Origin of the sequence: Streptomyces ficellus, from assembly GCF_030406405.1 — a bacterium.
GTDB classification, from domain to species: Bacteria; Actinomycetota; Actinomycetes; order Streptomycetales; family Streptomycetaceae; genus Streptomyces; species Streptomyces ficellus_B.
This window is the reverse complement of the sequence record NZ_JAUEPL010000062.1, coordinates 1-25,344: the sequence shown is the minus strand read 5'-3', so window position 1 is coordinate 25,344 and position 25,344 is coordinate 1. Positions and strand designations below refer to the sequence as shown.

Annotated in this window: 20 protein-coding genes and 3 pseudogenes; 6 read left to right on the top strand and 17 right to left on the bottom strand. The window is 69.6% G+C overall.

Annotation, left to right across the window (positions count from 1 at the left end):
• Positions 1-107: 107 nt before the first annotated feature.
• Complete coding sequence (locus QWM81_RS28160) at positions 108-3,758, bottom strand: LamG domain-containing protein (protein ID WP_290115260.1); 3,651 nt, start codon at positions 3,756-3,758, stop codon at positions 108-110.
• A gap of 319 nt (positions 3,759-4,077) precedes the next feature.
• On the opposite strand from QWM81_RS28160, the pseudogene QWM81_RS28155 reads away from it, so the two are divergent.
• Together QWM81_RS28155 and QWM81_RS28150 are read left to right on the top strand one after the other, a co-directional pair.
• A pseudogene (locus QWM81_RS28155) lies at positions 4,078-4,515 on the top strand (hypothetical protein); the annotation flags it as partial.
• Positions 4,516-4,539: 24 nt separating this feature from the next.
• Positions 4,540-5,210, top strand: a pseudogene (locus QWM81_RS28150) (IS5 family transposase); the annotation flags it as partial.
• 127 nt (positions 5,211-5,337) lie between these two features.
• On the opposite strand, the gene QWM81_RS28140 reads toward QWM81_RS28150, so the two are convergent.
• Positions 5,338-5,745: an ATP-binding protein gene (locus QWM81_RS28140; RefSeq protein WP_290115259.1), complete on the bottom strand. Its 408-nt coding sequence runs from the start codon at positions 5,743-5,745 to the stop codon at positions 5,338-5,340.
• Positions 5,746-5,856: 111 nt separating this feature from the next.
• Between QWM81_RS28140 and QWM81_RS28135 the strand changes: the two genes are divergently transcribed.
• Both QWM81_RS28135 and QWM81_RS28130 read left to right on the top strand, forming a co-directional pair.
• Positions 5,857-6,681 (top strand): helix-turn-helix domain-containing protein, encoded by an 825-nt coding sequence (locus QWM81_RS28135; protein WP_290115258.1) that lies wholly within the window; start codon positions 5,857-5,859, stop codon positions 6,679-6,681.
• Positions 6,678-6,917 carry a DUF397 domain-containing protein gene (locus QWM81_RS28130; protein ID WP_290115257.1) on the top strand — a complete coding sequence of 80 codons (240 nt, stop codon included), beginning with the start codon at positions 6,678-6,680 and terminating at the stop codon, positions 6,915-6,917. Before QWM81_RS28135 ends, QWM81_RS28130 begins: the two co-directional genes overlap by 4 nt.
• Before the next feature lie 34 nt (positions 6,918-6,951).
• Here QWM81_RS28130 and QWM81_RS28125 read toward each other — a convergent pair whose 3' ends face one another.
• The 8 genes from QWM81_RS28125 to ureA all read right to left on the bottom strand — a co-directional run bounded on the left by QWM81_RS28125 (position 6,952) and on the right by ureA (position 16,146).
• A complete protein-coding gene (locus tag QWM81_RS28125) occupies positions 6,952-7,782 on the bottom strand; it encodes a D-alanyl-D-alanine carboxypeptidase family protein (RefSeq protein WP_290115263.1) in 831 nt (276 codons plus the stop codon).
• A 427-nt stretch (positions 7,783-8,209) separates the two neighbouring features.
• Positions 8,210-8,593, bottom strand: a complete 384-nt coding sequence (locus QWM81_RS28120; protein ID WP_290115255.1) for a nuclear transport factor 2 family protein — start codon at positions 8,591-8,593, stop codon at positions 8,210-8,212.
• A 2-nt stretch (positions 8,594-8,595) separates the two neighbouring features.
• Complete coding sequence (locus QWM81_RS28115; RefSeq protein ID WP_290115253.1) at positions 8,596-9,921, bottom strand: hypothetical protein; 1,326 nt, start codon at positions 9,919-9,921, stop codon at positions 8,596-8,598.
• Positions 9,922-10,038: 117 nt separating this feature from the next.
• Positions 10,039-11,670, bottom strand: coding sequence for a citramalate synthase (gene cimA, locus QWM81_RS28110; RefSeq protein WP_290115252.1), 1,632 nt, complete (start codon positions 11,668-11,670; stop codon positions 10,039-10,041).
• Between the two features lie 367 nt (positions 11,671-12,037).
• Positions 12,038-12,580 carry a TetR/AcrR family transcriptional regulator gene (locus QWM81_RS28105; protein WP_290115262.1) on the bottom strand — a complete coding sequence of 181 codons (543 nt, stop codon included), beginning with the start codon at positions 12,578-12,580 and terminating at the stop codon, positions 12,038-12,040.
• A 98-nt stretch (positions 12,581-12,678) separates the two neighbouring features.
• Positions 12,679-13,689, bottom strand: a complete 1,011-nt coding sequence (locus QWM81_RS28100) for an agmatine deiminase family protein (protein WP_290115249.1) — start codon at positions 13,687-13,689, stop codon at positions 12,679-12,681.
• Positions 13,690-13,714: 25 nt separating this feature from the next.
• Positions 13,715-15,436: an urease subunit alpha gene (locus QWM81_RS28095; RefSeq protein ID WP_290115248.1), complete on the bottom strand. Its 1,722-nt coding sequence runs from the start codon at positions 15,434-15,436 to the stop codon at positions 13,715-13,717.
• Positions 15,433-16,146: an urease subunit gamma gene (gene ureA, locus QWM81_RS28090; RefSeq protein ID WP_290115247.1), complete on the bottom strand. Its 714-nt coding sequence runs from the start codon at positions 16,144-16,146 to the stop codon at positions 15,433-15,435. Before ureA ends, QWM81_RS28095 begins: the two co-directional genes overlap by 4 nt.
• 132 nt (positions 16,147-16,278) lie before the next feature.
• On the opposite strand from ureA, the gene QWM81_RS28085 reads away from it, so the two are divergent.
• Complete coding sequence (locus QWM81_RS28085; RefSeq protein ID WP_290115246.1) at positions 16,279-17,703, top strand: cytosine permease; 1,425 nt, start codon at positions 16,279-16,281, stop codon at positions 17,701-17,703.
• An 85-nt stretch (positions 17,704-17,788) separates the two neighbouring features.
• On the opposite strand, the gene QWM81_RS28080 is transcribed toward QWM81_RS28085, so the two are convergent.
• The 7 genes from QWM81_RS28080 to QWM81_RS28050 all read right to left on the bottom strand — a co-directional run bounded on the left by QWM81_RS28080 (position 17,789) and on the right by QWM81_RS28050 (position 24,340).
• Positions 17,789-18,880, bottom strand: coding sequence for a branched-chain amino acid aminotransferase (locus QWM81_RS28080; protein ID WP_290115244.1), 1,092 nt, complete (start codon positions 18,878-18,880; stop codon positions 17,789-17,791).
• A gap of 232 nt (positions 18,881-19,112) precedes the next feature.
• Positions 19,113-20,156, bottom strand: a complete 1,044-nt coding sequence (locus tag QWM81_RS28075; RefSeq protein WP_290115242.1) for a 3-isopropylmalate dehydrogenase — start codon at positions 20,154-20,156, stop codon at positions 19,113-19,115.
• A 62-nt stretch (positions 20,157-20,218) separates the two neighbouring features.
• Entirely contained in the window at positions 20,219-20,365 is a 147-nt protein-coding gene (locus tag QWM81_RS28070; protein WP_290115240.1) for a hypothetical protein, read from the bottom strand.
• Positions 20,366-20,591: 226 nt separating this feature from the next.
• Positions 20,592-21,137, bottom strand: a complete 546-nt coding sequence (locus tag QWM81_RS28065; protein WP_290115238.1) for a GNAT family N-acetyltransferase — start codon at positions 21,135-21,137, stop codon at positions 20,592-20,594.
• A gap of 88 nt (positions 21,138-21,225) precedes the next feature.
• Complete coding sequence (locus tag QWM81_RS28060; protein ID WP_290115236.1) at positions 21,226-21,588, bottom strand: hypothetical protein; 363 nt, start codon at positions 21,586-21,588, stop codon at positions 21,226-21,228.
• A 176-nt stretch (positions 21,589-21,764) separates the two neighbouring features.
• Positions 21,765-23,396, bottom strand: a complete 1,632-nt coding sequence (gene pruA / locus QWM81_RS28055) for an L-glutamate gamma-semialdehyde dehydrogenase (protein WP_290115235.1) — start codon at positions 23,394-23,396, stop codon at positions 21,765-21,767.
• A gap of 17 nt (positions 23,397-23,413) precedes the next feature.
• Positions 23,414-24,340 carry a proline dehydrogenase family protein gene (locus QWM81_RS28050; protein WP_290115234.1) on the bottom strand — a complete coding sequence of 309 codons (927 nt, stop codon included), beginning with the start codon at positions 24,338-24,340 and terminating at the stop codon, positions 23,414-23,416.
• Positions 24,341-24,538: 198 nt separating this feature from the next.
• Here QWM81_RS28050 and QWM81_RS28045 point away from each other — a divergent pair.
• A pseudogene (locus QWM81_RS28045) lies at positions 24,539-25,344 on the top strand (PucR family transcriptional regulator); the annotation flags it as partial.

Below are 25,344 nucleotides of genomic sequence, written 5' to 3'. Positions count from 1 at the left end.
GCCGTGCGACGGCATGCGCTGATGTGACCGCGGCGCCGGGCCGCGGGCGGTTGAGAGAGGCAGACCGGGCTGCCCTCCTTTGGAGGAAACCAGCCCGGGCCAAGTTGTTATTCGGCGCCGGGAGCACCCAAGACCTTTGAATCGACCTGCTCTGCCTGCATGGCACCAGTCCACACCCGCACCTCTGCGAGCGCGCCGGGCAGGTAGTTGCCGTTCGTGCCGGTTGACGGTCCGCGGCCCGCTGCAATTTCGCCGCGACCCTGCTGTGCTATGGAGAAACCTGCGGCACTGTCTGACACCTGATCTGTTGCCCCGATAAACAGGTGCGTCTTGCCGTACCCCATGGCCGTCTCTTCCGTCGCGTCAAAAACACCCGTTACCTGCACCCACGTGTCCAGGCTGGCTGTCTCTTCGGCAGGCACAGAACCAGTGGCGATCACCCGGCCGGTCGCGTCGGTCGCGGTGCGGCCAAAGCGCCACAGGTAGCCATCGGCGGAGACCTTTTCCACCCAAAGCGCCCACGACGACTCCTTGCCATCCGGATTGGCCTGCCCGAAGACATGCGCCTTAGCGCCGGCCGGCATGGTTGCGAACTTCGCCGCGTCCAACTTCACCCTGGCCGTCACCGTGAACGAGCCAGTCTCATCAATGACCGGGCCCGTAGTCGACACGTAGCCGGAAATGCCGTCCAGCCGAAGTTCACTCGCCTCCGGATCCACCACCGCGCCCGTGGCCGAAAGGTTCATATCGGAGGCATACGGCGTGTTTTCGGGGACCTTTCCACCCGAAGAGGAAGCAGCATCCCAGTAGCCAACCAGCTCGGTCGCCGCCACGCCACCGACCTTAAGCCCGCTTTCCAGCCGCACCTCGTCGGCGCTCAGCTCCCGCTGCCATACAGCGAGCTCGTCGATATTGCCCATGAAGAACTCTCCGACTTTGGAACCTCCCACCGTCATGCCGACAGATGAAGTCCATGGTGTATAGGTCGAGTTTACAGCCGCCAGTTTGACCGGTGCGCCTTGCGGGCGGCCGTTGACGAATAGCTGGATAGTATCGTTGGCCTTGTCCGTGTCATTCTTGGCGTCGAAAACACCTGTCAGATGCGTCCACACGTGCAGCGCGGGATTTGCCGTGTCGGCCAGCGAGCTGACATAGGTCGGCGTTGCCGAATCGGCGACGGCTCGACTGAACACCCATTTCTTAGCACTGCCGGAATAGAAGAGGTTGAACGCGGCTGACGTGTGGGCTCCAGGCGCGGATGCGACCACCCGGGTTTTAGCCCCATCCGCAAGCCGAACCCATGCGGAGACGGTGAAAGAGTCCTGCGTGTTTATGGGCGCCGTACTGGTGGAGGCATAGCCGATCTGCTTGGCTGGATCAGTGACATCCTCGTTCAGACGCAGCGAGTAGTCCGCCGTGCCTCGGCGTCCTCGAAGATCCCACGTTGCTGCCGTACCGGCCTGAGGGTGCAGAGTGATGTCGTGCCGGGTGGCTCCTGCCGTAGCACTGTCGGCGGCGTTCGTGCCACTCGCTTCAGCGAAGTGCCACCGGCCTGTGGCTCCCTGGCCCGGTAGAACCTTGAAATGGAACTCCGCCGGTGCACCGGTTCTATCACGGACATCTATAGATTCCACGATCAGCACTTGTGTGCCGGCGGTGGTGGGCACTGGATGGATGGTTTTCGTGGCTCCGGCTTCCAGCTCGTCCTCGCGATGCGTCTTGTCCGCAGGCTCGGTCAGCAGACGCCAGCGGTAGCTTTTGATGTCGGTGTCTGCAGTGTTCGGCTTGATGGTGAATGACCCTGCAACGCTCGGCCCGCCCTTTGCGTCGCACAGGTTTGCCGTGCACTCCGTGTACGGACCGTTCGTGAGGATCTGCGGTTCCTTGGGCGCGGTCGAGTCAATCTTGAAGTAGCACCAGGGTGAATAGCCGGAGCTGATCGCAGTCGTCCTGCCCTCGTAGGTCCAGAACGACTGCGTCAGCGACTTCACCCGGTACAGCGAGCCATCTGCTCCCGGGTTCATACGCCGCTTGGCGAGGTAGTTGTCGACCTGGTAACCCGTCGTAGGGTCTGCCGCAGTCCACGCAGTGGCCCATGAGCCATCATTCTGCTTCTTCTCGGCATGGAAGTAAGCCCGCAGAGAGCCGCGTTCCTCATGGGATGCCGGCGCCACCTGGGTCTGCAGTCTGCCCTGGATCATCGGGTCAGGCCGCGTAGCCACGACGGGGTTTGTCACCAGCTGGGAGCAGCCTGGGACGGTGCCATTCCCAGGAATGACACCGGTTTCAGTGGGTGCGCCTGGCTTGAGAACGTAGACGACCTTCAGCTCGGCGTTGTCGTCGAACCGCTTCCAGGCGTCAGCGTTGCTCTCGTCCTTGGCTCGCAGCATCAACGTGAGTCGTGAGAAGTTGCCGTCCGCGAAAGAGCGGACCGTCTTCGTGAGGTTCTCGTCCGTCTCACTGGCTGCGTCGTTGAACTCGATCCAGGAGTCAGGCTGTTCAGGAGAACAGTTATCCCCGCGCCCGGCCGAGACTTGCCGGTCGCCCATGAGGTCCAGCTGTGTGGGCCCGGGCCAGCGGGTAGCCTCGGAGACGTTACCGGTGCGCCAGAGATCCACCCAGTGCGGAGAGCACGAGAACGACCAGGTTTCGTAGGCGCGGAAGGTCGCGTCGATGACGTACTTCCCCGACAACCGGGTCGGCGCAAACTCAAAGTACATACGATTGGTGTGGTCGGCGTCGCAGTAGTACGGGCCGACGCGGTAACAGCGGCCCACACCGTAATCGCCGTCGAAGTTCCAGAATCGGTCCCCGTCCGAAGACAGCACTGTCCGCTCCGACACACCAAGGCCCAGTGACGGGTCGATGTATACCGGGTACACCGTGTCGTCTCCGCGCAGCAGCTGCAGATCCGGCTTCACTGCGACCGTGCCGTCGACCACCTGCACCGGCAGCTCCGCGCTGGCGTCCCCCTTATCCGGGGCCACAGCCTCTGGCACCTCCGTCTCGGCGGTCGGCCCTGGCTGCTCCGCGTCGGCGGAGGCGCGCATCAGCTGGGGCTGGGCTCCGGCATCAGCCGCGGAGTCCCACATCAAGCCGGCTGGACCCGCGAAGATGGTATTGCCGTCCTCGTCGAACGCGCGCAGTCCACCACCGCTGCCTGGAGCGATCCGCAATCGGTGGCTGGTCGTGGTGAGCTTCACCTCATTCAGCAGCGGACTCGCTGCCGCCTCAGCGGACTTGACGATGAGAACCTCTCGATAGCCCTCAGCGGTCGCTGTCAACTGCAGGTCAACACCCTTGAGGACCTCAGGGTAGGTGGCCGTTGCCCCGTTAAGTACCGGTTCTGGCAGAGTGCCTGGCCACCCCAGGGTCACCGAGCCTTTAGGCACGGCCAGATGGATCAGGTCTCCACCGCTGCCGCCCCCCGAGAAGGACAGATCCACAACAGCGGCCTTCGGCCCGATCGACCCATCTGACCGGCGGACTAGCGCCACGTCCACGTCCCGCCAGGAGCCGTCCTCTGCCTTGACTCGCTGAGGCGTCGTCGACTGTGTCAGCGTAAATGTGCCATCGGGATTGGCATCGGTGCTGGTGTATTCGGAGCGCTCAGAAACCACTTCCACCGGCTCACCCGATTGCGCGGCCAGTGCCGACGCCAAGGCGGCAGTAGGCGCCGACGTCGGCGCCTGGGCTACAGCATCGTCCGCCATGGTCGGCAGCGCCGATGCCACCACTGTGGCAGCAATCAGCGCCATCGATCTGTGGCGCACGCGACGCCACACTGCACTCCTCAAAACCCCACCTCATCTTCACGCGTCGAACATAGAAACGCCTCATCCTGTGATCTAAGTGTGTACGCGTCAAGAAGTTTCGATGCAGCGGCCACATTGAGTGAAGATATTTAATCATTTTGCCGGATATGTCCCCAGCAATGGATTCGTGCTCCGCGGCGCCATGAGCGGGAGGTAGGTCGACGGCCATAATTTGGACCGTGTTCCATGTGGTGAAGCGGTCGTTAAGGTCTCCATGGTGACGGGCACCTGGAGTTGGATCGTTCCGAACGGGCTGTGAGGGATCGCGAAACCGTTGACCCCACCATCGAAAGTGCGGCCACAGAGCGGCGGTACCCGGGACACGCCCGATGGGAGAGTGTCCGCGGCTATCGTCTAGAGGGCGAAAAGCGAGCGGAGACATAGGCGCGAGCCCTGCGGATCGAAGCAAAGCCGGGGTTCCAAGATGCACGTCCTGTCGGACATGAACTACTCCGGCCCCTGGCCGTCGGCGTCTCAGCTGCCAACGTCCAGAACTAGAGTGCTTGAAGCCGATGGTGGACGGCCGCCAGACAAGACACGGCCCCCATCGTGGCCACCACGTCAAGCCTCAGCTTCTGCACGAACAAGGCCACTACCGGCCCCACCTGCGCAGATGGTTGGGCGGCAAGCGCATCGGCGTCCGCACCGCCCGCAAAGGCATGGAGCCAGCCAGCGGCTAGGCAGTGCCCGATGGCTCGTGTGACTGGGCAGTGATCATGTCGTTCTGGCCTGCGCGAGGCGGGGCGATCTGTCGGATACGGAGGGACTCGGTTGGAACCACACCTGCCGAAGAACGTGGGGCGGGGCGGGCGTTGGAAGAGTCACCGCAGGGTGCTCAACGGCATTCTCTTCCGTCAGCGGACCGGTATCCCCAAGCGAGACCTGCCGCCGCGGTTCGGAAAGTGGAAAACGGTGTATGACCGGCATCGCCGCTGGTCGGCGGACGGCCCATGGGAACGGATTCTGCAGGCTCTCCAGGCCGATGCCGACGCGGAGGGCCGGATCGACTGGAGCATGGTCAGTGTGGACTCGACCTCGTGCAGAGCCCACCAGCACGCCTCCGGCGCCCGTAGGACCGCACCCCGCGTTCCTGGCCGGCATGGTCGGCCCGCTCAGCACCGCCCCGACGAGGCGCTGGGACGTTCCCGAGGCGGACTAACCTGCAAGATGCATCTGGTCAGTGAAGGAAGACTCCGCCCCCTCGCGTTCCTCATTACGCCGGGCCAGTGGGACGATTCCCCACAGCTCATCCCAGTCCTAGAACGCGTCCGCGTTCCGCGGCTGAGCGGCGGACGCCCTCGCACCCGTCCCGACCACTTGGGCGGCGACAAGGCATACAGTTCCCGCCGGAACCGTCGCTACCCAACGCACCATGTCCTGTCCGACCGGCTACCGCCCACTCAACCACCGCTACGAACGCAAACCCCGCAACTACGTGGCCTTCCTCCGCCGCGCCGCAGCCCTCTGCTGCACAAACGGCTCCTCCGCCTCACTACATAGGACACGGTCTTAGTCGTTCGGATCACCGCAGTACGAACTCGCACCACACCACCTTGCCCGGGTCGCGCTCCCCTACCCCCCACGCGTCCGCCAGCGCAGCGACCAGCAACAGCCCGCGCCCCGACTCCGACCGCTCGTCGGGCCGCCCCGCCCGTACCTCACCGTCGCCGCTGTCGTGCAGCTCCACGCGCAGCAGCCCGCCGCCCGGTTCGCGGAAGAGGTGCAGCCGGAAGCCCCGCCCCGGCGGGACACCGTGCAGGAGCGCGTTCGTCGCCAGCTCGCTCACGCACAGCAGTACGTCGTCGGCGCGGTCGCCCATGCCCCACTCCCCGAGCGCCGCCGCCGCGAAGTGCCGGGCCGCCGGGACGGACCGGCGCTCGCGCCGGTAGAACGCCTCGTAGAGGTAAGGGACTTGCAGTTCGCCATTCATGCACCTCATGTCACCGTGCGTCACTAGAGTGGGACAGCACGTCAGGCCGTACAAACGCTTTGTACGGCTTGGTTCGGATCAGGTACTCCGCCGGGTGGGAAGAGGGCGACCATGCACCCATCGAGCAAGCCCCACAAGAACACCTCGTGGCACCTCATCGGTGCCCAAGTCGCCCAACTGCGCCGGGCGGCAGGGCTCACGCAGCCCGCACTCGCCGAGCAGCTCTGCATCCACCAGGAGACCATCGCCTCCATCGAACAGGGCCGCAGACCGCTCAAGTACGACCTGGCGCTCCAAATGGACCAGGTGCTGGACGCGCGAGGCGTACTGGCAGCAGGGGTGGCGCGGGTGCCGGAGAGGGAGCGATACCCGGCGTTTGCGCGGGACTTCATCGAGCACGAGCAGGAAGCGGTAACGCTGCTCTCGTACGAGAACCAGGTCGTGCCCGGGCTGCTCCAGATCGAGGAGTACGCGGCCGCCGTCTTCTCCTGCCTGATCCCACCGATCAGCCCGGACGACGCTGAGGAACGGCTCTCCGCCCGCCTCGACCGACAGAAGATCTTCGATCGGAAGCCCTGGCCGCCGGTGATGAGCTTCCTGATCGAGGAGTCCGTCCTGAGCCGGCCGATCGGCGGCCCCGCCGTCCTCCGCGACCAGCTCCGCCATCTGCGCCGCTGCGCGGAACTTCCTTACATGGGCCTCCAGATCATGCCGACCAAGCGGGAGAAGCACGCGGGGCTCGCCGGGCCGATGGTGCTCCTGGAGACGCCGGACCACGAGCACCTGGCCTACATCGAGGCTCAGCGCGTCAGCTTCCTCATTGATGACCCCGACGAGGTCAGTGTCCTCCAGCAGAAATATGGGATGCTCAGGTCACAGGCCCTCACCCCCGAGGAGAGCATGGGCCTGCTGGACGATCTGGCAGGAGAGGCATGACACCCGCAGCGCTTACGTGGTTCAAGTCCAGCTACAGCGGCAGCGAGGGCGGCAACTGCGTCGAAGTCGCCTACGACTGGCGCAAGTCCAGCTACAGCAGCGACGAAGGCGGCAACTGCGTCGAGGTCGCCGCGCACCCCCGCGCCGTGCACATCCGGGACTCCAAGAACCCCGCCGGCCCCGTCCTCACCGTCTCCCCCGCCGCCTGGGAAGCCTTCGTGGTCGAAGGAGCGTAAGCGGGACGATCAGGAAGAGGCGCGTCCGCGTGACCTACCGCTTGAACCCGTGGTTCAGGAGCTTGGTCGCATCCGCGTTGCGGTTGGCCTCCGAAGAGGACATCAGGACCGTGCCGATGACTGTTCTGCTGCCGCGGGTGGCGGCGAAGACCAGGCAGTACTTGGCCTCCGGGCCCGATCCGGTCTTGACCCCGACGGCTCCCCGGTACGTGCCCAGCAGCTTGTTGGTGTTGGTCCATGCCATGTCGCGGTAGCCGCCGTTCTTCGTGGTGACCCTCTGCTTGGTCGACTTCGTCTTCACGATGGCGCGGAACGTCGGATTCGTCATCGCCCGGCTCGCGAGCCTGGTGAGATCGCGCGGTGTCGAGTAGTTCTTGCCGTTGCCGATGCCGTCGAAGGAGTCGAAGTGGGTGTTCTTCAGGCCCATGCCGGTGGCCGCGGCGTTCATCTTGCCGACGAACGACTTGACCCGTGCCGCGCGCGTGGAGCCGGTGCCGTAGGTGTCGGCCAAGGCGTACGCGGCGTCGCACCCGGAGGGGAGCAGCAGCCCGTACAGCAGCTGCCGGACGGTCACTTTGTCGCCCACGATCAGCCTCGCCGACGAGGCGGTCTTGGCCACGATGTAGTCGCTGTACGCCATCTGGACGGGGACCTTCCGATCGAGGTCCAGGTTCTTCTGCGAGAGGACGACCTGAGCCGTCATGATCTTGGCCGTCGACCCGGTGGGTAGACGGCTGTCGGCGCCCTTCCTGTACAGAGCGGCCCCCGTGCCGGCGTCCATCACGAAGCCCCCCTTGGCCGTAATGGACGGTTCCCGCACCGGAGCCGCCTGAGCCGGGGCGAGGCTTGCCCCGACCGCTGACATGGCGCAGACGGCTGCGTATACCGCTCCGATGCGGTTGATGTTCCTGGTGTTCACACTCGCCACTCCCGTACGTGCAGCCGCGGCACCGCTGCCCAGAGAAAACCGCTACCGGCAAGACGCACCAGCCGGCCTCCGCGATGCGCGTCACCGGCCGGAAGCAACCGAAAGAGTGACAACCGAAGGGCTTAGCGCGGGCTTGGCGCGATCGGCTCGGCTGCGACGCGTCGCGGCCCCAGCGCCCGCGGCCGCCGCTCCAGCGGGTGTTCGACCCAGCGGTAGGCGCACGCCGAGAGGGCGAGGCTCGCGGCGACGACGAGACCACGTGGCAGACCTGTGCCCGGGGGCACGGGGAGATCTTTGCCCGGCCGCCCGGGTCGTCGGCGGCGCGCTGCTGGGACGCTGTACCGCCGCGTGACCAGGCGCGTGGTCAATCGAACGCGGCGGCCGTGATGTGGGTGAGCACGCACACCCAGCGGCCGCCGTCCCGCCTCATGAACACATCCGTCGTCCACTCGTCGGCGTCGAACCGCTTGCCCCGGAAGTGCGCGGTGTTCGTGACCCGTCCCGTGAACAGCGCCGTGTCGCCGTGGACGCGGACGCGCGGCTCGCCGAGCAGTTCCATGGCCGAATGGGTCAGCTCCCCCGACTCCACCAGCGACAGGAAGTGCTGCCGGGTCGAGACGCCCGACCGCGACACCATGACCCAGTCGTCGGCCATGTACGCCGCGATGCGGGTCGGGTCGTTGGCGACGATCGCCGCCGCCCAGTCCGCGACGGCGTCCGCCAACTCCTCCTCCGGGTCGCCCGGCATGCTCAGAACCCGCCGCCGCCGAAGTCGCCGCCGCCGAAGCCACCGCCGCCGCCGAAGTCCCCGCCGAAGTCCCCGGCGCTGAAGTCGCCGCCGGAGAAGTCGCCGCCTTCGAACTCGGCGCCGCCGTACTCCGAGGCGTACGCCGGGGTGGAGAGCATCGAGCCCAGCATGGTGCCCATGAGCAGGCCGGGCAGGATGCCGCCGCCGAAGTAACCGCCGACCCATGGGCCGTACGCCGGTCCCGCCTCCCAGTAGGGGCGGCGGCCGTACTCGGTCTCGACCGTGCGGGTCATCGGCTCCTGGCCCTCCGCGAGCCGTGCCGCGTCCGCCGCGCAGACCGGCACGTCGCGCACCGCGCCACCGTCCGGGGCCCACCGGACCTCGGTGGCCGCCGGGCCGTGGCGCGGGTCGAAGAAGCACGGTGCCCGCCGCTCGGGAAGCGGGCGGCCCTCACGGCGGGCGGTCAGGACGGCCAGCGCGTAGCGGCCGTCCTCGATGGCCTCGGTCACGCCCCGTACGTCATGGGGGTGCCGGGCCTGGCCCATGAGGGACTTGGCCTTGTCGTAGCAGTCCAGGGCGCGTTCGTAGTCGGCGCGCATGGCGTCGTCGGCGCCCTTCTCGGCGGGGTGGAAGTCGAGCCGGTCCAGTTCCTCGCCGTACGCGGTGATGTCCTCGTCGACGACGACCCGCAGCTTCTCCAGGGCTTCCTGCTCCTGCTGCTCCTTGCGGCGCCGGTTGCGGCGCGCGACCGTGAGGGCGGCCGCGCCGCCGGCCGCGGCGACCGCGCCGAGGGTGACCAGTCCGGCGACCGGGGCACCCTCACCGGGGACCCCGCTCCAGGTGCTGGGTGCGGAGCCGCGGGCCTGCGCGAGGGCCTGGTCGACGAAGTTGTTGAGCTCGGTCGTGGCGTCCACGCCGGGCTGGCGGACGGCGTCCACGATGTTCTGCACGGCCCGGTTCGACATCACGGCACGGTCGGCGCCCGCGGCGAAGCCGTCGCCGAGGCGGACGGCGTACACGCCGGTGATGCCGGTCTCCGTACGCAGGTCGCGCAGCAGGCCCTGCTGCGGGAACTCCTCCGTGGCGGGCAGCACCGCCACGAACACCGGCTTGTCGGCGTCCTTGATCTTCTCGGCGAGCGCGTCGGCCTCGGCCCTCGGGAGCTGGCCGGCGGCTTCGGGGTGGACGTACACCGGGCCCTGCTTCAGAGCCTCGGCCGCGTCCTCAAGCCCCGTGGCCTTGGCCCCCGCGCTGGGGGCCAGGGCCAGGAGCAGCATCAGCGTCAGCCCCACCAAGGCCGACAGAAGGGGGAACGGCCTGGTCCTCATACCATCGAAGCTACCCCAAATGGAGCAATCGGGACATAGCCCGGTGTCTCCGCTCCTACTCCTCTTGCTCCGCTCCTACTCCTCTTCTCGGCTCTTACTCCGCCGGTTACTCGGCTCTTACTCCGCCGGGTCGACGCCCGCCCGCAGCAGGCCGTAGGTGTACGCGTCCTCCAGGGCCTGCCAGGAGGCGGCGATGACGTTCTCGCCGACGCCGACCGTCGACCACTCGCCCTCGCCGTCGGTCGTCGTGATCAGTACCCGGGTCGTGGACTGGGTGCCGTGCTTGCCCTCCAGGATGCGGACCTTGTAGTCCACCAGCTCCAGCTTGGCGAGCTGCGGGTAGATCCGCTCCAGACCCGCGCGCATGGCGAGGTCCAGGGCGTTGACCGGGCCATTGCCCTCGGCGGTGGCGACGATCCGCTCGCCCTTGGCCCACAGCTTGACGGTGGCCTCATTGGCGTGGGTGCCGTCGGGGCGGTCCTCGACGATCGCGCGCCAGGACTCCGTACGGAAGTAGCGGCGCGCGCGGCCCTCGGCCTCGGCGCGCAGCAGCAGCTCGAAGGAGGCGTCGGCGGCCTCGTAGGTGTAGCCCTGGAGCTCGCGCTCCTTGACGCGCTCGACCACCCGGCCGACCAGCTCGCGGTCGCCGCCGAGGTCGACGCCGAGCTCCTTGCCCTTGAGCTCGATGGAGGCGCGGCCGGCCATGTCGGAGACGAGCATCCGCATGGTGTTGCCGACCAGTTCGGGGTCGATGTGCTGGTAGAGGTCGGGGTCGACCTTGATCGCGGAGGCGTGGAGCCCGGCCTTGTGGGCGAAGGCGGAGACACCGACGTACGGCTGGTGGGTGGAGGGGGTCAGGTTGACCACCTCGGCGATGGCGTGCGAGATGCGGGTCATCTCGGCGAGCGCGCCCTCGGGGAGGATCTTGCGGCCGTACTTGAGCTCCAGCGCGGCGACGACCGGGAAGAGGTTGGCGTTGCCGACGCGCTCGCCGTAGCCGTTGGCGGTGCACTGGACGTGCGTGGCGCCCGCGTCGACGGCGGCGAGGGTGTTGGCGACCGCGCAGCCGGTGTCGTCCTGGGCGTGGATGCCGAGGCGGGCGCCGGTGTCGGCCAGCACGGTGGAGACCACGGCCTGGACCTGGGCGGGGAGCATGCCGCCGTTGGTGTCGCAGAGGATCACGACGTCGGCCCCGGCGTCGTACGCGGCGCGGACGACGGACTTGGCGTACTCCGGGTTCGCCTTGTAGCCGTCGAAGAAGTGCTCGCAGTCGACGAAGACGCGCCGGCCCTGCTCGCGGAGGTGGCTCACGGTGTCGCGGACCATCGCGATGTTCTCGTCGAGGGTGGTGCGCAGCGCCAGCTCGACATGGCGGTCGTGGGCTTTGGCGACGAGCGTGATGACCGGGGCGCCGGAGTCGAGGAGCGCCTTGACCTGCGGGTCCTCGGCGGCGGTGGAGCCGGCGCGGCGGGTGGCGCCGAAGGCGACGAGCTGGGCGTGCTGGAAGCGGATCTCGTTCCTGGCGCGGGCGAAGAACTCGGTGTCGCGCGGGTTGGCGCCGGGCCAGCCGCCCTCGATGAAGCCGACGCCGAAGTCGTCCAGGTGCCGGGCGATGGTCAGCTTGTCGGCGACGGTGAGGTTGATGCCCTCGCGCTGGGCGCCGTCGCGCAGCGTGGTGTCGAAGACGTGGAAGCTGTCGTCGGCGGCGTCGGCGGCTTCGACGTGAAGACTGTCGGTCTCCGTGGTCATGACTGTGTTGGCTCCTGTCGGACGTGGCTCCGGGAAGGCTGGCTCCACTTGCCCCCATTCTCGCGCGCCGCCGTTCCCGGCCGGGGTGGGGCCGGAAAACGAAAAGACCCCTCGCGGGTGCGAGAGGTCTGCGCGCGGGTCTGAGACACGGTGTCCACTGCCGCGGGGGTTCTGCCGCGAGTCAGTGGTCACTGCGGACCGGCGCGCTGCTGCCCATAATCATGGCGGTAGCAAGCACGCGGGCAGTCTGCCACAGATGGGAACGCCCGTGGACCGGAATCTCACCATGCGGGCGCACCCCCTGAAACCGGCCCAGGGACCGGCCCCGCGGGGTGCGCCCGGCACAGGGCCGCGGGGGCGGCGCGCGTCAGGGAACGAGGGTGTCCTCGATGAACTCGCGCACGTGCGCCAGGACCGCCGCGCGGCCCGTGCCCGGGATACCGACCGCGACATGGACGCTGAAGCCGTCCAGCAGGGCGCGCAGCCGCGCCGCGAACTTGTCGGGGTCGACGGCGCGCAGCTCGCCGCGCGATATGCCCTCGGCGAGCAGGGCGACCAGGTCGCGGTGCCAGGCGCCCTCGATGGCGGCCTGCCGGGCGCGGGCGTCGTCGTCGGCGTTCTGCGACCGGTTCCACACCTCCAGCCAGAGCGTCCAGTGCGGGTCGCGGGGGCCGTCGGGCACGTACAGATCGACGTACGCCGCCAGCCGCTCGCGCACCGGTGTGGCCTGCCGCGACAGCAGCGCGCTGCGCTCGGCCCCGAGGCGGCCCTCGCTCCACTCCAGGGTCTGGAGCAGCAGCTCGTCCTTGGTGCGGAAGTAGTAGAGCAGGTGCCCACTGCTCATCCCGACCTCCCGGCCGAGCCCCGCCATGGTCAGCCCTTCGAGCCCGCGCTCGGCGATGGTCGCCATGGCGGCGGCCAGGACCTCTTCACGCGGCGGCGCGTTGCGCCGCCGCGCTGCCGGTGTCGTACGGGGTTCGCTCACTCGTACGTTGTACCTGATCGCCCTCAGACCCTGGGCTGCTGCTGGGTGATGCAGTGGATGCCGCCGCCGCCGGCGAAGATCGTGCGGGCGTCGACCAGGGTCACCGTGCGGTCGGGGAAGAGGCGGCGGAAGATACCGGCCGCGATCTCGTCGCGGGGGTCGTCGAAGGCGCACAGGACCACGCCGCCGTTGCAGAGGTAGTGGTTGATGTAGGAGTAGTCGACCCACTCGCCGTCCTCCTGGAGGACGGTCGGGGCGGGCACCTCCACGACCTCCAGGCGGCGGCCCTTCGCGTCCGTCTGCTTGCGCAGCAGGTCCACGTTGGCCTTGCACAGCTCGTGGTCCGGGTGGGACGGGTCCGGCTGGGTGTGGGCGACGACGACGCCGGGGCGGGCGAAGGCGGCGACGATGTCGACGTGGCCGCGCGTGCCGTACATGCCGTAGTCGCCGGTCAGGCCGCGCGGCAGCCAGATCGCCTTGGTGGTGCCGAGCTTGGCGTGGATCTCCGCCTCGACCTGCTCGCGGGTCCACTCCGGGTTGCGCTCCGGGCCGAGCTGCACCGTGTCGGTGAGCAGGACCGTACCCTCGCCGTCGACGTGGATGGCGCCGCCCTCGTTGACGAGGGCGCTGCTCAGTACCGGGACGCCGGCGAGGTCCGCGACATGGCGGGCGATCTTCGCATCATGCTCCCAGCGCGCCCAGTCGGCCGCGCCCCAGCCGTTGAACACCCAGTCGACCGCGGCCAGTTCGCGGCCGTTCGTGACGAAGGTGGGGCCGATGTCACGCATCCACGCGTCGTCCAGGTCCCGCTCGACCAGGTCGATGTCCGGGCCGAGGAACTCACGGGCGCAGGCGGTGTCACCCGGGGCGACGACCATCGTCACCGGCTCGAAGCGGCGTACGGCGCGGGCGACCGACGCCCAGGCCGTACGCGCCTCGGCCAGCTCGTCGTCGTTGGTGAACGTCGGGTTGGGGCCCGGCCAGGCCATCCAGGTGCGCTCGTGCGGGGCCCATTCGGCGGGCATGCGGAACATCGCGTAGTCCTTCACAGGAGGTACTTCACAGGAAGTAGAGGCGGTTGAGGGAGACGGAGTCGGCCGGGTCCGAGCGGACCGGCTCGCCGTCGAGCGTGACCAGCCCGGTGCGGGCGTCCACCGCGACGTCGCCGATACGGGAGTTGAGGAGCAGGTCGCCCGGCCCGATGCCGCGCGTGCCGCGCACGGCGACCCGGCGGCGGCGGGTGGGCATCAGGTCGTTGCCCGCCTGCGCGGCGGCGCCCGAGACGAACGCCACCGAGATGTCGGCGGCCGTGGCCCCGAACGCGCCGAACTGCGGCCCGAGGACCAGCGGTTCGCAGGTGTCGGTGGCGGCGTTGGGGTCGCCCACGACCCCGTACGCCGGGAAGCCGGACTTCAGCACGAGCTGCGGCTTCGCGCCGAAGAACTCCGGGCGCCACAGCACGATGTCGGCGAGCTTGCCGACCTCGATCGAGCCGACCTCGTGCGCGAGGCCGTGGGCGATCGCCGGGTTGATGGTCAGCTTGGCCATGTAGCGCAGGACGCGCGCGTTGTCGTCGCCGTCCCCGTCGCCCTCCAAGGGGCCGAGCTCGGCCTTCATCTTCCCGGCCATGGCGAAGGTCCGGCGTACGGTCTCGCCGGCCCTTCCCATGCCCTGCGCGTCCGACGACGTGATGCCGATCGCGCCGAGGTCGTGCAGGACGTCCTCCGCGCCCATCGTGCCTTCCCTGATCCGGTCGCGGGCCATGGCCGCGTCGCCGGGCAGGTCGGTCTTGAGGTCGTGGACGGAGACGATCATTCCGTAGTGCTCGGCGACCGCGTCCCGCCCGAAGGGGAGGGTGGGGTTGGTGGAGGAGCCGATGACGTTGGGGACGCCCGCCATCTTCAGGACGTTGGGGACGTGGCCGCCGCCGCAGCCCTCGATGTGGAAGGCGTGGATGGTCCGGCCCTCCAGCACCTTGAGCGTGTCCTCGACCGACAGGCACTCGTTGAGGCCGTCGCTGTGCAGGGCAACCTGGACGTCGTACTCCTCGGCCACCCGCAGCGCCGTGTCCAGGGCCCGGGTGTGCGCGCCCATGTCCTCGTGGACCTTGAAACCGGAGGCCCCGCCCTCGGCGAGCGCCTCGATCAAAGGCGCCTGGTGCGAGGACGAACCACGGCCGAGGAAGCCGATGTTGACCGGCCAGGCGTCGAAGGCGTTGAACGCGTGCCGCAGCGCCCAGGGCGAGTTGACGCCCACGCCCCACACGGGGCCGAACTCCTGGCCGATGATCGTGGTGACGCCGGAGGCGAGCGAGGCCTCCATGATGCGCGGCGACAGCAGGTGTACGTGGGTGTCGACGGCCCCGGCCGTGGCGATCAGCCCCTCGCCGGAGACGATGCTGGTGCCCGTGCCGACGACGACGTCGACGCCGTCGAGGGTGTCGGGGTTCCCGGCGCGCCCGATGGCGTGGATGCGGCCCTCGCGGATGCCGATGGACACCTTGCGGATGCCCTGCACGGCGTCGATGAGAAGAACGTTGCTCACGACGACGTCGCACGTCTCGCGGACGGCCGCCGCCTTGAGGTGCAGCCCGTCGCGGGCCGTCTTGCCGAAGCCGGCGAGGAACTCCTCCCCCGGCTTCTGGGCGTCCGACTCGACCCGGACGGTCAGGCCCGAGTCGCCGAGCCGGACGCGGTCGCCCGCGCGCGGGCCGTGCACCGATGCGTACTCGTACGGGGTGAGGCGGCGCGCTGCGGCGGGGTGGCCTCCGGGGCGGCTCATCGCTCGACCTCCTGCTCAGTCGTTCCCGGCACGCCGAGGTAGCCGCAGGCCGCGGCCCTGCGCAGTGCTTCCGCCTTCGCGCCGGGCGCGTCCAGCGGGCCGTCGACCAGGCCGGCGAAGCCGATCGCGATCCGGTCGCCGCCGATGGGGACCAGGCCGACCTCGGCCTCGCCGCCCGGGTCGAAGCGCAGGGACGAGCCGGCCGGGATGCACAGCCGCATGCCGTACGCGGCGGCCCGGTCGAACCTCAGGCGCGGGTTGGCCTCGAAGAAGTGGAAGTGGGAGGTGACGCTGACGGGGACGGCGGCGGTGTTCCGCACGGTCAGCGTGGTCTCCGGTTCCCGCTCGGCGTAGGCGCGGCCGGGGCCGGGCAGCAGGGCGCCGGGCGCGTCGCTCTCCTGGTGGCCGCCGCCGATGGGGTCGCTGACCACCGCGAGCCGTGAGCCGTCGTCGAAGACGGCCTCCACGTGCACCTCGGTCACGACGTCCGCGACGCCCGGCAGGACGTCGTCGGGGCCGAGCACCGAGCGGGCCGCCTCGATCGCCTCGGCGAGGCGCCGCCCGTCGCGGGCCGCCTCGCAGACGGTGTCCGCGATGAGGGCGGTCGCCTCCGGGACATTGAGCCTCAGGCCACGGGCCCGGCGGGCCCGGGCGAGCTCGGCGGCGCCGAAGATCAGCAGCCGGTCGCGTTCCGTGGGGGTCAGTCGCACGTCACCACACCTTCCTGTTTGAACACCACTCTAACCACAAGATTCCTCGACGGAAAAGATTGACTGGATCGTAAGGCGTGGGTCACATTGAGCGTTACTCTAAAAGTCGACGAGCAGAGCGGGAGAGCGCCCATGCCGATGGAACAGCGCGGAGTCGACACGATCGCGGAAGCGGAACGCACCAGCGGGCCGCGTGACCTCATCTCGATCCTGCTGGGCTCCAATCTGTGCCTCGGCGTGATCGTCTTCGGCTGGCTGCCGGTGTCCTTCGGGCTCGGTCTGTGGCCGGCGGTCACCTCCGTGGTCGTCGGAACGGTCGTCGGCGTCGCCGTCACCGCCCCGCTCGCGCTGGTCTCCCTGCGCACGGCGACGAATCTGTCGACGTCGAGCGGCGCCTTCTTCGGCGTACGCGGCAGGCTGGTCGGATCGGTGGTCGGGCTGCTGCTGTCCCTGGGGTACACGGCGCTGACGCTGTGGATCGGCGGCGACGTGATGCTCGGGACGCTCGCCCGGCTCTTCGGCACGCCGACCGGCCCCGTGGCGCACACCCTCGTGTACGTACTGCTCGCCGGCTGTACGGTCGTCGCCGCCGTGTACGGCTACCGGCTGCTGCTGCGGATCAGCCGGTACCTCGCGGTCGGCATGACGCTGCTGCTGGCGCTCGGCATCCTCGCGTACGCGGGCGACTTCACGACCGCGCCGCCGCCGGACACCCCGTACCTGCTGGGCTCCTTCTGGCCGACGTGGCTGCTGTCGGCCGTGGCGGCGGGCCTGAGCGGGCCGGTCGCCTTCATCACGCTGCTCGGCGACTACACGCGGTACGTCTCGCCGGAGCGGCACAGCACGCGCGCGGTGTGGCGGGCGACGTGCGTGGGCCTCTTCCTCGGCCTGCTGGTGCCGCAGCTCTTCGGTACGTTCACGGCGCTGGCCGCGCGGGCCGGGCTCGACTACGCGGGGCCGCTGGTCGCGACGGCGGCGCCCTGGTACCTGCTGCCGCTGCTGATCGCGGCGAGCGCCGGGTCGGTGGGCAACGCGGGCCTGATGCTCTACTCGATGGGCCTCGACCTCGACGCGATCGTGCCGCGCGCCACGCGCGCGATGGCCACGCTGGTGGTCGCGGCCGTCGCGACGGTCTTCGTCTTCGTGGGCCACTTCGCGTGGGACGCGCAGTCGGCGATGACGTCGTTCGTGCTGCTGCTGACCGCGATCGGCACGCCGTGGGCGGTCATCACGCTGATGGGGCACTTCCGCTGCGGCGGTACGTACGACCCGGAGGCGCTCCAGGTCTTCAACCGGCGCGCCAAGGGCGGCGTGTACTGGTTCCGGGCCGGCTGGGAGCCGCGCGCCACGCTCGCCTGGGCGCTGGGCGCGGCGGTGGGCCTGGCCGCCGTGTCCACCCCGCTCTACGAGGGGCCGCTGCCGGCGCTGACGGGCGGCGTGGACCTGAGCTTCATCCTCTCGGGCCTGGTCGGCGGCGTGGCGTACGCGGCGCTGACGGCCCTGTCCAAGGCGCCGTCCCCGGCCGCGGTGCCCGAACCCGGGACCGCCGCGTCCTGACGCGCGGCCACGCGAACGCCCGCGCCCCCGAGCGGGGGGCGCGGGCGTTTTTCGCGTACGCCGGCGGCAGTGGCCCGCCGGCGGCTCAGCAGACCTTGTGCGTCCAGCCGTGGACGTCCTCGGCCGCGCCGGTCTGGATGTCCAGCAGCGCCTTGCGCAGCCGCAGCGTGACCTCACCGGGCTTGCCGTCGCCCTGCGTCCACTCGCCGCTCGCCGACTTGACCGTGCCGACCGGCGTGATGACGGCGGCCGTGCCGCAGGCGAAGACCTCGGTGAGGGTGCCGTTCTCCGAGTCGCGCCGCCACTGGTCGGTGGAGATACGGCCCTCCGCCGACTCGTACCCGAGATCGCCGGCGAGCCGCAGGAGCGAGTCACGGGTGATGCCGGCCAGCAGCGAGCCGGTCAGCTCGGGCGTGACGATCTTGTCTCCGTAGACGAAGTACAGGTTCATGCCGCCCATCTCCTCGACCCACTTGTGCTCCAGCGCGTCGAGCCAGACCACCTGGTCGCACCCCTTGGCGGCGGCCTCGGCCTGCGCGAGCAGCGAGGCCGCGTAGTTGCCGCCGGTCTTGGCGAAGCCCATGCCGCCGGGGACGGCGCGGACGTAGTTCTCCGAGAGCCAGACCGAGACGGGCTGCACACCGCCGGGGAAGTACGCGCCGGCGGGCGAGGCGATGACGATGAACAGATACTCGTTGGCGGGGCGGACCCCGAGGCCGACCTCGCCCGCGATCATGAAGGGGCGCAGGTACAGCGACTCCTCGCCGCCGTGCGGGGGGACCCACGCCTGGTCCTGCTGGACCAGCGCGTCACACGCCGCGACGAACGTCTCGACCGGCAGCTCGGGCATCGCGAGGCGGCGGGCGGAGCGCTGGAACCGCTCGGCGTTGGCCTCCGGCCGGAACAGCGAGATCGAGCCGTCGGGGCGGCGGTAGGCCTTGAGGCCCTCGAAGATCTCCTGCGCGTAGTGCAGGGTCATGTTCGCGGGGTCGAGCGACAGCGGCGCGTACGGGGTGAGCTGGGCGTCGTGCCAGCCGCGGCCTTCCGTCCACTTGATCGTCACCATGTGATCGGTGAAGTGGCGGCCGAAACCGGGGTTGGCCAGTATCGCCTCGCGCTCCGCGTCGGACAGCGGGTGCGAGGAGGGCTTGAGCTCGATCGTGGGCGTCGTCGTCATGAGTGCTGTGTCCTTCACCGTTGTATGTGACGGACCGCGCTCACGCCGCTACATCATCAGGACGTCCGAGCTTTCCCGCATGCCGCGGCCCCGCGTCCGATTATCGCTCGCGTGACCCCGTGCCATGAAACGGCTGGAGTGCGGTCCAGGGTTGATGGTGGCACCCGGGGCCGCACAGGAGAAGCCGCCGGGTGCGGATGCGACCCGGCGGCTGTGGTGTTCCGTCGACGGGTCAGCTCGCTACGCGTACCGCGAGCGCGTCGCCGATCTCGTCCGTCGTACGCGGCGCGGAGCCGTCCCGTTCGGCGAGGTCGGCGGCGACGGCCTCCTCGATACGGGCGGCCTGGGCCTCGTAACCGAGGTGGCGCAGGAGCAGCGCGACGGACAGGACCGTGGCGGTGGGGTCGGCCTTGCCCTGGCCCGCGATGTCGGGCGCGGAGCCGTGGACGGGCTCGAACATCGACGGGAACCGGCCCGTCGGGTTGATGTTGCCGGACGCGGCCAGGCCGATGCCGCCGGTCACGGCAGCGGCGAGGTCGGTGAGGATGTCACCGAAGAGGTTGTCGGTGACGATGACGTCGAAGCGCTCGGGCTGCGTGACGAAGAAGATCGTCGCGGCGTCGACGTGCAAGTAGTCCGTGGTGACGTCGGGGTACTCCTCGCCGACCTTGTCGAAGATGTTCTTCCACAGGTGGCCGGCGTAGACGAGCACGTTGTTCTTGTGGACCAGCGTCAGCTTCTTGCGCGGGCGGGCGTTGGCGCGCTCGTACGCGTCACGGACGACGCGCTCGACGCCGTACGCCGTGTTGACGCTGACCTCGGTGGCGACCTCGTGCGCCGTTCCCGTACGGAGCGAGCCGCCGTTGCCGGTGTACGGGCCCTCGGTGCCCTCGCGGACGACGACGAAGTCGATGTCGGGGCGGCCGGCCAGCGGAGTCGCCGTGCTGGGGAACAGTTTCGACGGACGCAGGTTGACGTAGTGGTCGAAGGCGAAGCGCAGCTTGAGCAGCAGCCCGCGCTCCAGGACGCCGGAGGGGACGGACGGGTCGCCGATCGCGCCGAGCAGGATGGCGTCGTGCGTCTTGAGGGACTCCAGCTCCGCGTCGGGGAGGGTCTCCCCGGTGCGGTGCCAGCGCTGGGCGCCGAGGTCGTACTCCTTGGTCTCCAGCTTCACATCCTGCGGGAGGACGGAGCGAAGGACCTTCAGGCCCTGGGCCACGACCTCCTGGCCGATGCCATCACCGGGAACCACTGCGAGATTGATGCTGCGAGACATGTCCGCACCCTACTCCCCGTCCCACGCCCTGACATGAGCCTTCCAGAATGTGGACGTCCTCGTCAGTGACTGGTGTGGTGCCCGGTGACACCGCCGTTGTCGCGGCGGTCGAGGGCGCGCTGCAGGGCGGCTGCGGCGTTCTTGCGCTCGGCGTCGGTGAGACGGGGAGCGGTATGGCGGACACGGCGGACGACGGTCTCAGCGGCCATGGTGATCGACTCCTCGGGATCAAAAAGATTCGAAGGCGCCGGAAGGGGCGGTGGGCGCGGCCGCAGGGGTTGCCTGCCGGGGGCACTGCGCTCTCGTCCGCCGTTCGCTTGATGGAGCGAGACGTTCGGCTCCTACAAAGCTAAGCCGTGAAGGAGCGCCTGTCTCCACAATTACTCGGACTTCCTACTATCTGAGACGGCAGCGTGGCCCGAGCCTGCCCCAGGACTACAGGATGTCGCCATCGCGCCAGTCGAAGAGCAGTGGACCGGCGTCCGCGGCGGGCAGCGGACGGCCGGCCGCGGGGTGGAGGTACGTCGTGTCCTCCTCGTCCGGAAGGTGTGCCACGCCGTCGGGGCCGTACGCCTCGACGCGGCCGTTCCACAGCTGCCAGCCGCGCGCCCGGTACAGCTCGGCGCCCTCGTCGGAGGCGGACAGCGCGCCGAACTCGTACGCCCCGTCGATGACCTCCTCCAGCGCGGCCATCACCCGGCCGCCCAGCCCCTGCCGGCGGCGGTCGGCGCGGACGGCGACCGCCTCCACGTAGCCGACGCGGTACGAGCGGCCCCCGTGGACCACGCGGCGCATGATCACGCTGCCGTGGGCGGCGACGCCGTGGTCGTCCTCGACACAGGCGTGGACGCCGCCGAGTCCGTGGTCCCAGTCATGGTCGGTGAAGTCCCCGTCGAAGGCCGCGTCCAGCATGGCCCGTATCGCGGCGAGGGCGGCGGGGCTCAGCTCGTAGGTGTGGCCGGTGCGCAAGGAGTCGCTCATGCGGCCCACTCTCCCAGTCCAGACAGCCTGGCGGCAGGCGAGGGCGGGCCGCATGACGGAGAACCGGCCATGGGCGAAGGTACCGGGGTCAGAGCCGCCCGCCGGTGAGCCGGGACAGGGGGCCGCGCCGGCGCAGTCCGGACCGGCGGCCCAGCGCGTAGGAGGACGCCACCACGGTCACCACGCCCGCGCCCGCACCGGCCACGGCGGCCTTCCGCGCCTTGACGAGCGTCCAGGCCACCCCGGCCTTGCCGGCGGTCTGCTCCGCCGCGGTGCCGACGGCCGACTGGACCGTCCTGGCGGCCGCCTTGGCCTTCTCGGTGGTCATGCCACCGAGCCCGGCGAGCGTCTCCTTGCCGCCCCGCGCGGACTGCGACGCCTTCTCGGCCGCCTCCTGGGTCCGCTCCTTGGTTGCCGTACGTCCCTGGGTTGTCTTGTTCGTGTCAGCCATGGTCTGCGGGTAACCGCCCAGCGGCTCACCAAACTGACCCGAGGTCAGCCACGGGAGTGAAAGACGGGCGGCGGGCGGGCCGATGTCGTGGTGCGAAGCCGTGGACGACGACCGCCCCCGTCCGGCGTGGGCGCCGGAGGGGGGCGGTGTTCAGGGGCCCGCGAGGGCCGGGGGCGTCAGCCCATGTGCGGGTACGTGTAGTCGGTCGGCGGGACCAGCGTCTCCTTGATGGCGCGGGTCAGCGTCCAGCGCATCAGGTTCTGCGGGGCGCCCGCCTTGTCGTTCGTACCGGAGGCGCGGCCACCGCCGAAGGGCTGCTGGCCGACGACGGCGCCGGTCGACTTGTCGTTGATGTAGAAGTTGCCCGCCGCGTACCGCAGCTTCTCCATCGTGTACGCGGCCGCCGCACGGTCATTGGCGATGACCGAGCCGGTCAGCGCGTACGCCGACACCGACTCCATCTGCTCCAGCATCGCGTCGTACCTGTCGTCCTCGTACACGTACACCGCCAGGAACGGGCCGAAGTACTCGGTCGTGAAGACCTCGTTGGCCGGGTCGGTGCACTCGACGACCGTCGGGCGGACGAAGTAGCCGACCGAGTCGTCGTACGTGCCGCCGGCGACGATCGTGCAGGCCGGGTCGGCCTTGGCGCGGTCGATCGCGGCCTTGTTCTTGGCGAAGGCCCGCTCGTCGATGACGGCGCCGATGAAGTTCGTCAGGTCGGTGACGTCACCCATCTTGATGCCGTCGACCTCGGCCGCGAACTCCTCCTTGAAGCCGGAGTTCCAGATGGAGGCCGGGATGTACGCGCGCGACGTCGCCGAGCACTTCTGGCCCTGGTACTCGAAGGCGCCGCGGGTCAGCGCGGTCCTGAGGACGGCGCGGTCGGCGCTGGGGTGCGCGACGACGAAGTCCTTGCCGCCCGTCTCGCCGACGATGCGCGGGTAGCCGCGGTACTTCTCGATGTTGGCGCCGACCGTCTTCCACAGGTGCTGGAAGGTCTTGGTCGAGCCGGTGAAGTGGATGCCCGCGAGCTCCGGGTGGTTGAGGGCCACCTCGGAGACGGCGATGCCGTCGCCCGTCACCAGGTTGATGACGCCCTTGGGCAGGCCCGCCTCCTCCAGCAGCTCCATGAGCAGCACGGCGGCGTGGGTCTGCGTCGGGGACGGCTTCCAGACCACCACGTTGCCCATGAGGGCGGGGGCGGTGGGGAGGTTGCCCGCGATGGCCGTGAAGTTGAACGGGGTGATCGCGTAGACGAAGCCCTCCAGCGGACGGTGGTCCAGGCGGTTCCACACACCCGGGGCGTTGGCCGGCGGCTGCTCGGCGAGCAGGTCACGGGCGTACTTGACGTTGAAGCGCCAGAAGTCGACCAGCTCGCACGGGGTGTCGATCTCGGCCTGCTGGACCGTCTTGGACTGGCCGAGCATGGTCGAGGCGGCCATCGTCTCGCGCCACGGGCCGGCCAGCAGCTCGGCGGCGCGCAGGATGATCGCCGCGCGGTCGTCGAAGGACATGGCGCGCCACGCCGGGGCGGCGGCGAGCGCCGCGTCGATCGCGTCCTGCGCGTCCGCCTGCGTGGCGCCCGCGAAGGTGCCGAGGATCTTGGCGTGGTGGTGCGGCTGCACGACGTTCACGCGCTCGCCGCCGCCCATCCGCTTGACCCCGCCGATGGTCATCGGGAGGTCGATCGGGTTCTCGGCCAGCTCCTTGAGCTTGGCTTCGAGGCGGGTGCGCTCGGCCGAGCCGGGGGCGTAGGTGTGGACGGGCTCGTTGACGGGAGCGGGGACCTGGGTCACAGCGTCCATGAGTTCCGTTACTCCTTTTAGTTCTTGGTGATCATCGAGCGGACGAAGAACAGCAGGTTGGCCGGCTTCTCCGCGAGGCGGCGCATGAAGTACCCGTACCAGTCGGTGCCGTACGCGGTGTAGACGCGCATACGGTGCCCCTCGGCGGCGAGCCGCAGGTGCTCGTCGCCGCGGATGCCGTACAGCATCTGGAACTCGTACTCATCCAGTTTGCGCCCGGCGCGCCGGGCGAGCTCCTGGCTGATGGCGATGAGCCGCGGGTCGTGCGACCCGATCATCGGGTAGCCGTCGCCCTCCATCAGGGTCTTGAGGATGCGGACGTACGCCTTGTCGACCTCGCGCCTGTCCTGGTACGCGACGGAGGCGGGCTCCTTGTACGCCCCCTTCACGATGCGTACGCGGCTGCCGTTCGAAGCGAGCCGGCGGGCGTCCTCCTCGGTGCGGAAGAGGTACGCCTGGATGACGCAGCCCGTCTGCGGGAAGTCCTTCCGCAGCTCCTCGTGGATGGCGAACATCGAGTCGAGGGTGGTGTGGTCCTCCGCGTCCAGGGTGACCGTGGTGCCGATCGCGGCGGCGGCCTCCACGACCGGGCGGACATTGGCGAGCGCCAGCTCGTGCCCGCCCTCCAGCGCCTGGCCGAACATCGACAGCTTGACCGACATCTCGGCCTTGGGGCCCAGGTCCAGCACCTTGAGGTGGTCGACCAGCTCCAGGTAGGCGTCGCGCGCGGCGGTGGCCTGCTCCGCGGTGGTGATGTCCTCGCCGACCACGTCCAGGGTGACTTCCAGCCCCTTGGCGATGGTCTCCCGGACGATCGGGATGACCTGCTCGATCGTCTCGCCGGCGATGAACCGGCTGACGACCTGCTTGGTGCCCGGCGCGGCAGAGACGAAACGGCGCATGCGGTCGCTGCGCGACGCGGCGAGGATCACGGGACCCAGCACGGGGCACCTCCACGGGACAGGTGTTGAAGAAGGCCGGACCGCGGACCGCCGTCGTCGACGGAAGCGGAACGGCACGGAGAACCACCGTGAAACCTAAGGATCGCTCCGATGCGCTGCCATCGACAGCTGTCACGCATCCGTGCCGCCGATCTCATACAGGTGTATGAAGGCGCGCTCGTCGGGTGACAGAATGTCCGGGTGAAGGCGGATTACCAGGACCTGGTCGATGAGATCTCGGCGCTGCTGGGCGCCCCCGCGACGCTGGAGAACCGTGACTTCGGGCTGATCGCCTTCGGCGCCCACGACAGCGATGACGACACCGCCATGGACCCGGTCCGTACGCGGTCGATCCTCACCCGCACGTCCACGCCCGCGGTGCGCGCCTGGTTCGAGGGCTTCGGCATCGCGCGGGCGACCGGCCCGGTCCGTATCCCCGCCGCCCCCGACGCGGGCGTCTTCCGCGGCCGCGTCTGCCTCCCGGTACGCCACCGGGGCATCGTGCTCGGGTACGTCTGGCTGCTCGACGCCGACCCGGGGCCTTCGCCCGACCGGCTGACGGCGGCCATGGAGGTGGCGTCGCGGATCGGGGCGCTGCTGGCGGACGAGGAGCGGGCGGGCGCGGACCTCTCGCGGGAGCTGCGGGCGGTACTGACGGCGGAGCGGGGCTGGCAGTACGACATGGCGCTCACCGCCCTGCGCACGGCGCTCGGGCCCGGCGCGGACGGCCCGCACGCCCTGGTGTGCGTCGCCCCCTGGCCGGGCGGTGACAGCCCCTCGGCCCGCACGGTCCCGGGCGCGGCGGCGCTGTGCACGGTGCCGTGGCGGGCGGCGGGCGGGTACGGGACGCCGCCGGATCGCGGTGACGGGGCGGCAAGGAAGAGTGACGGCGACGAGACCGGCGAGCAGCGCCCCCGTCGCGCCCAGGAAGCGCCCGGAGACCGTCGCCGGCGGCACCAGCACGCGCAGCGTGCCGTCGTAACCGCGCCCGGCCAGCCCGGTCTGGA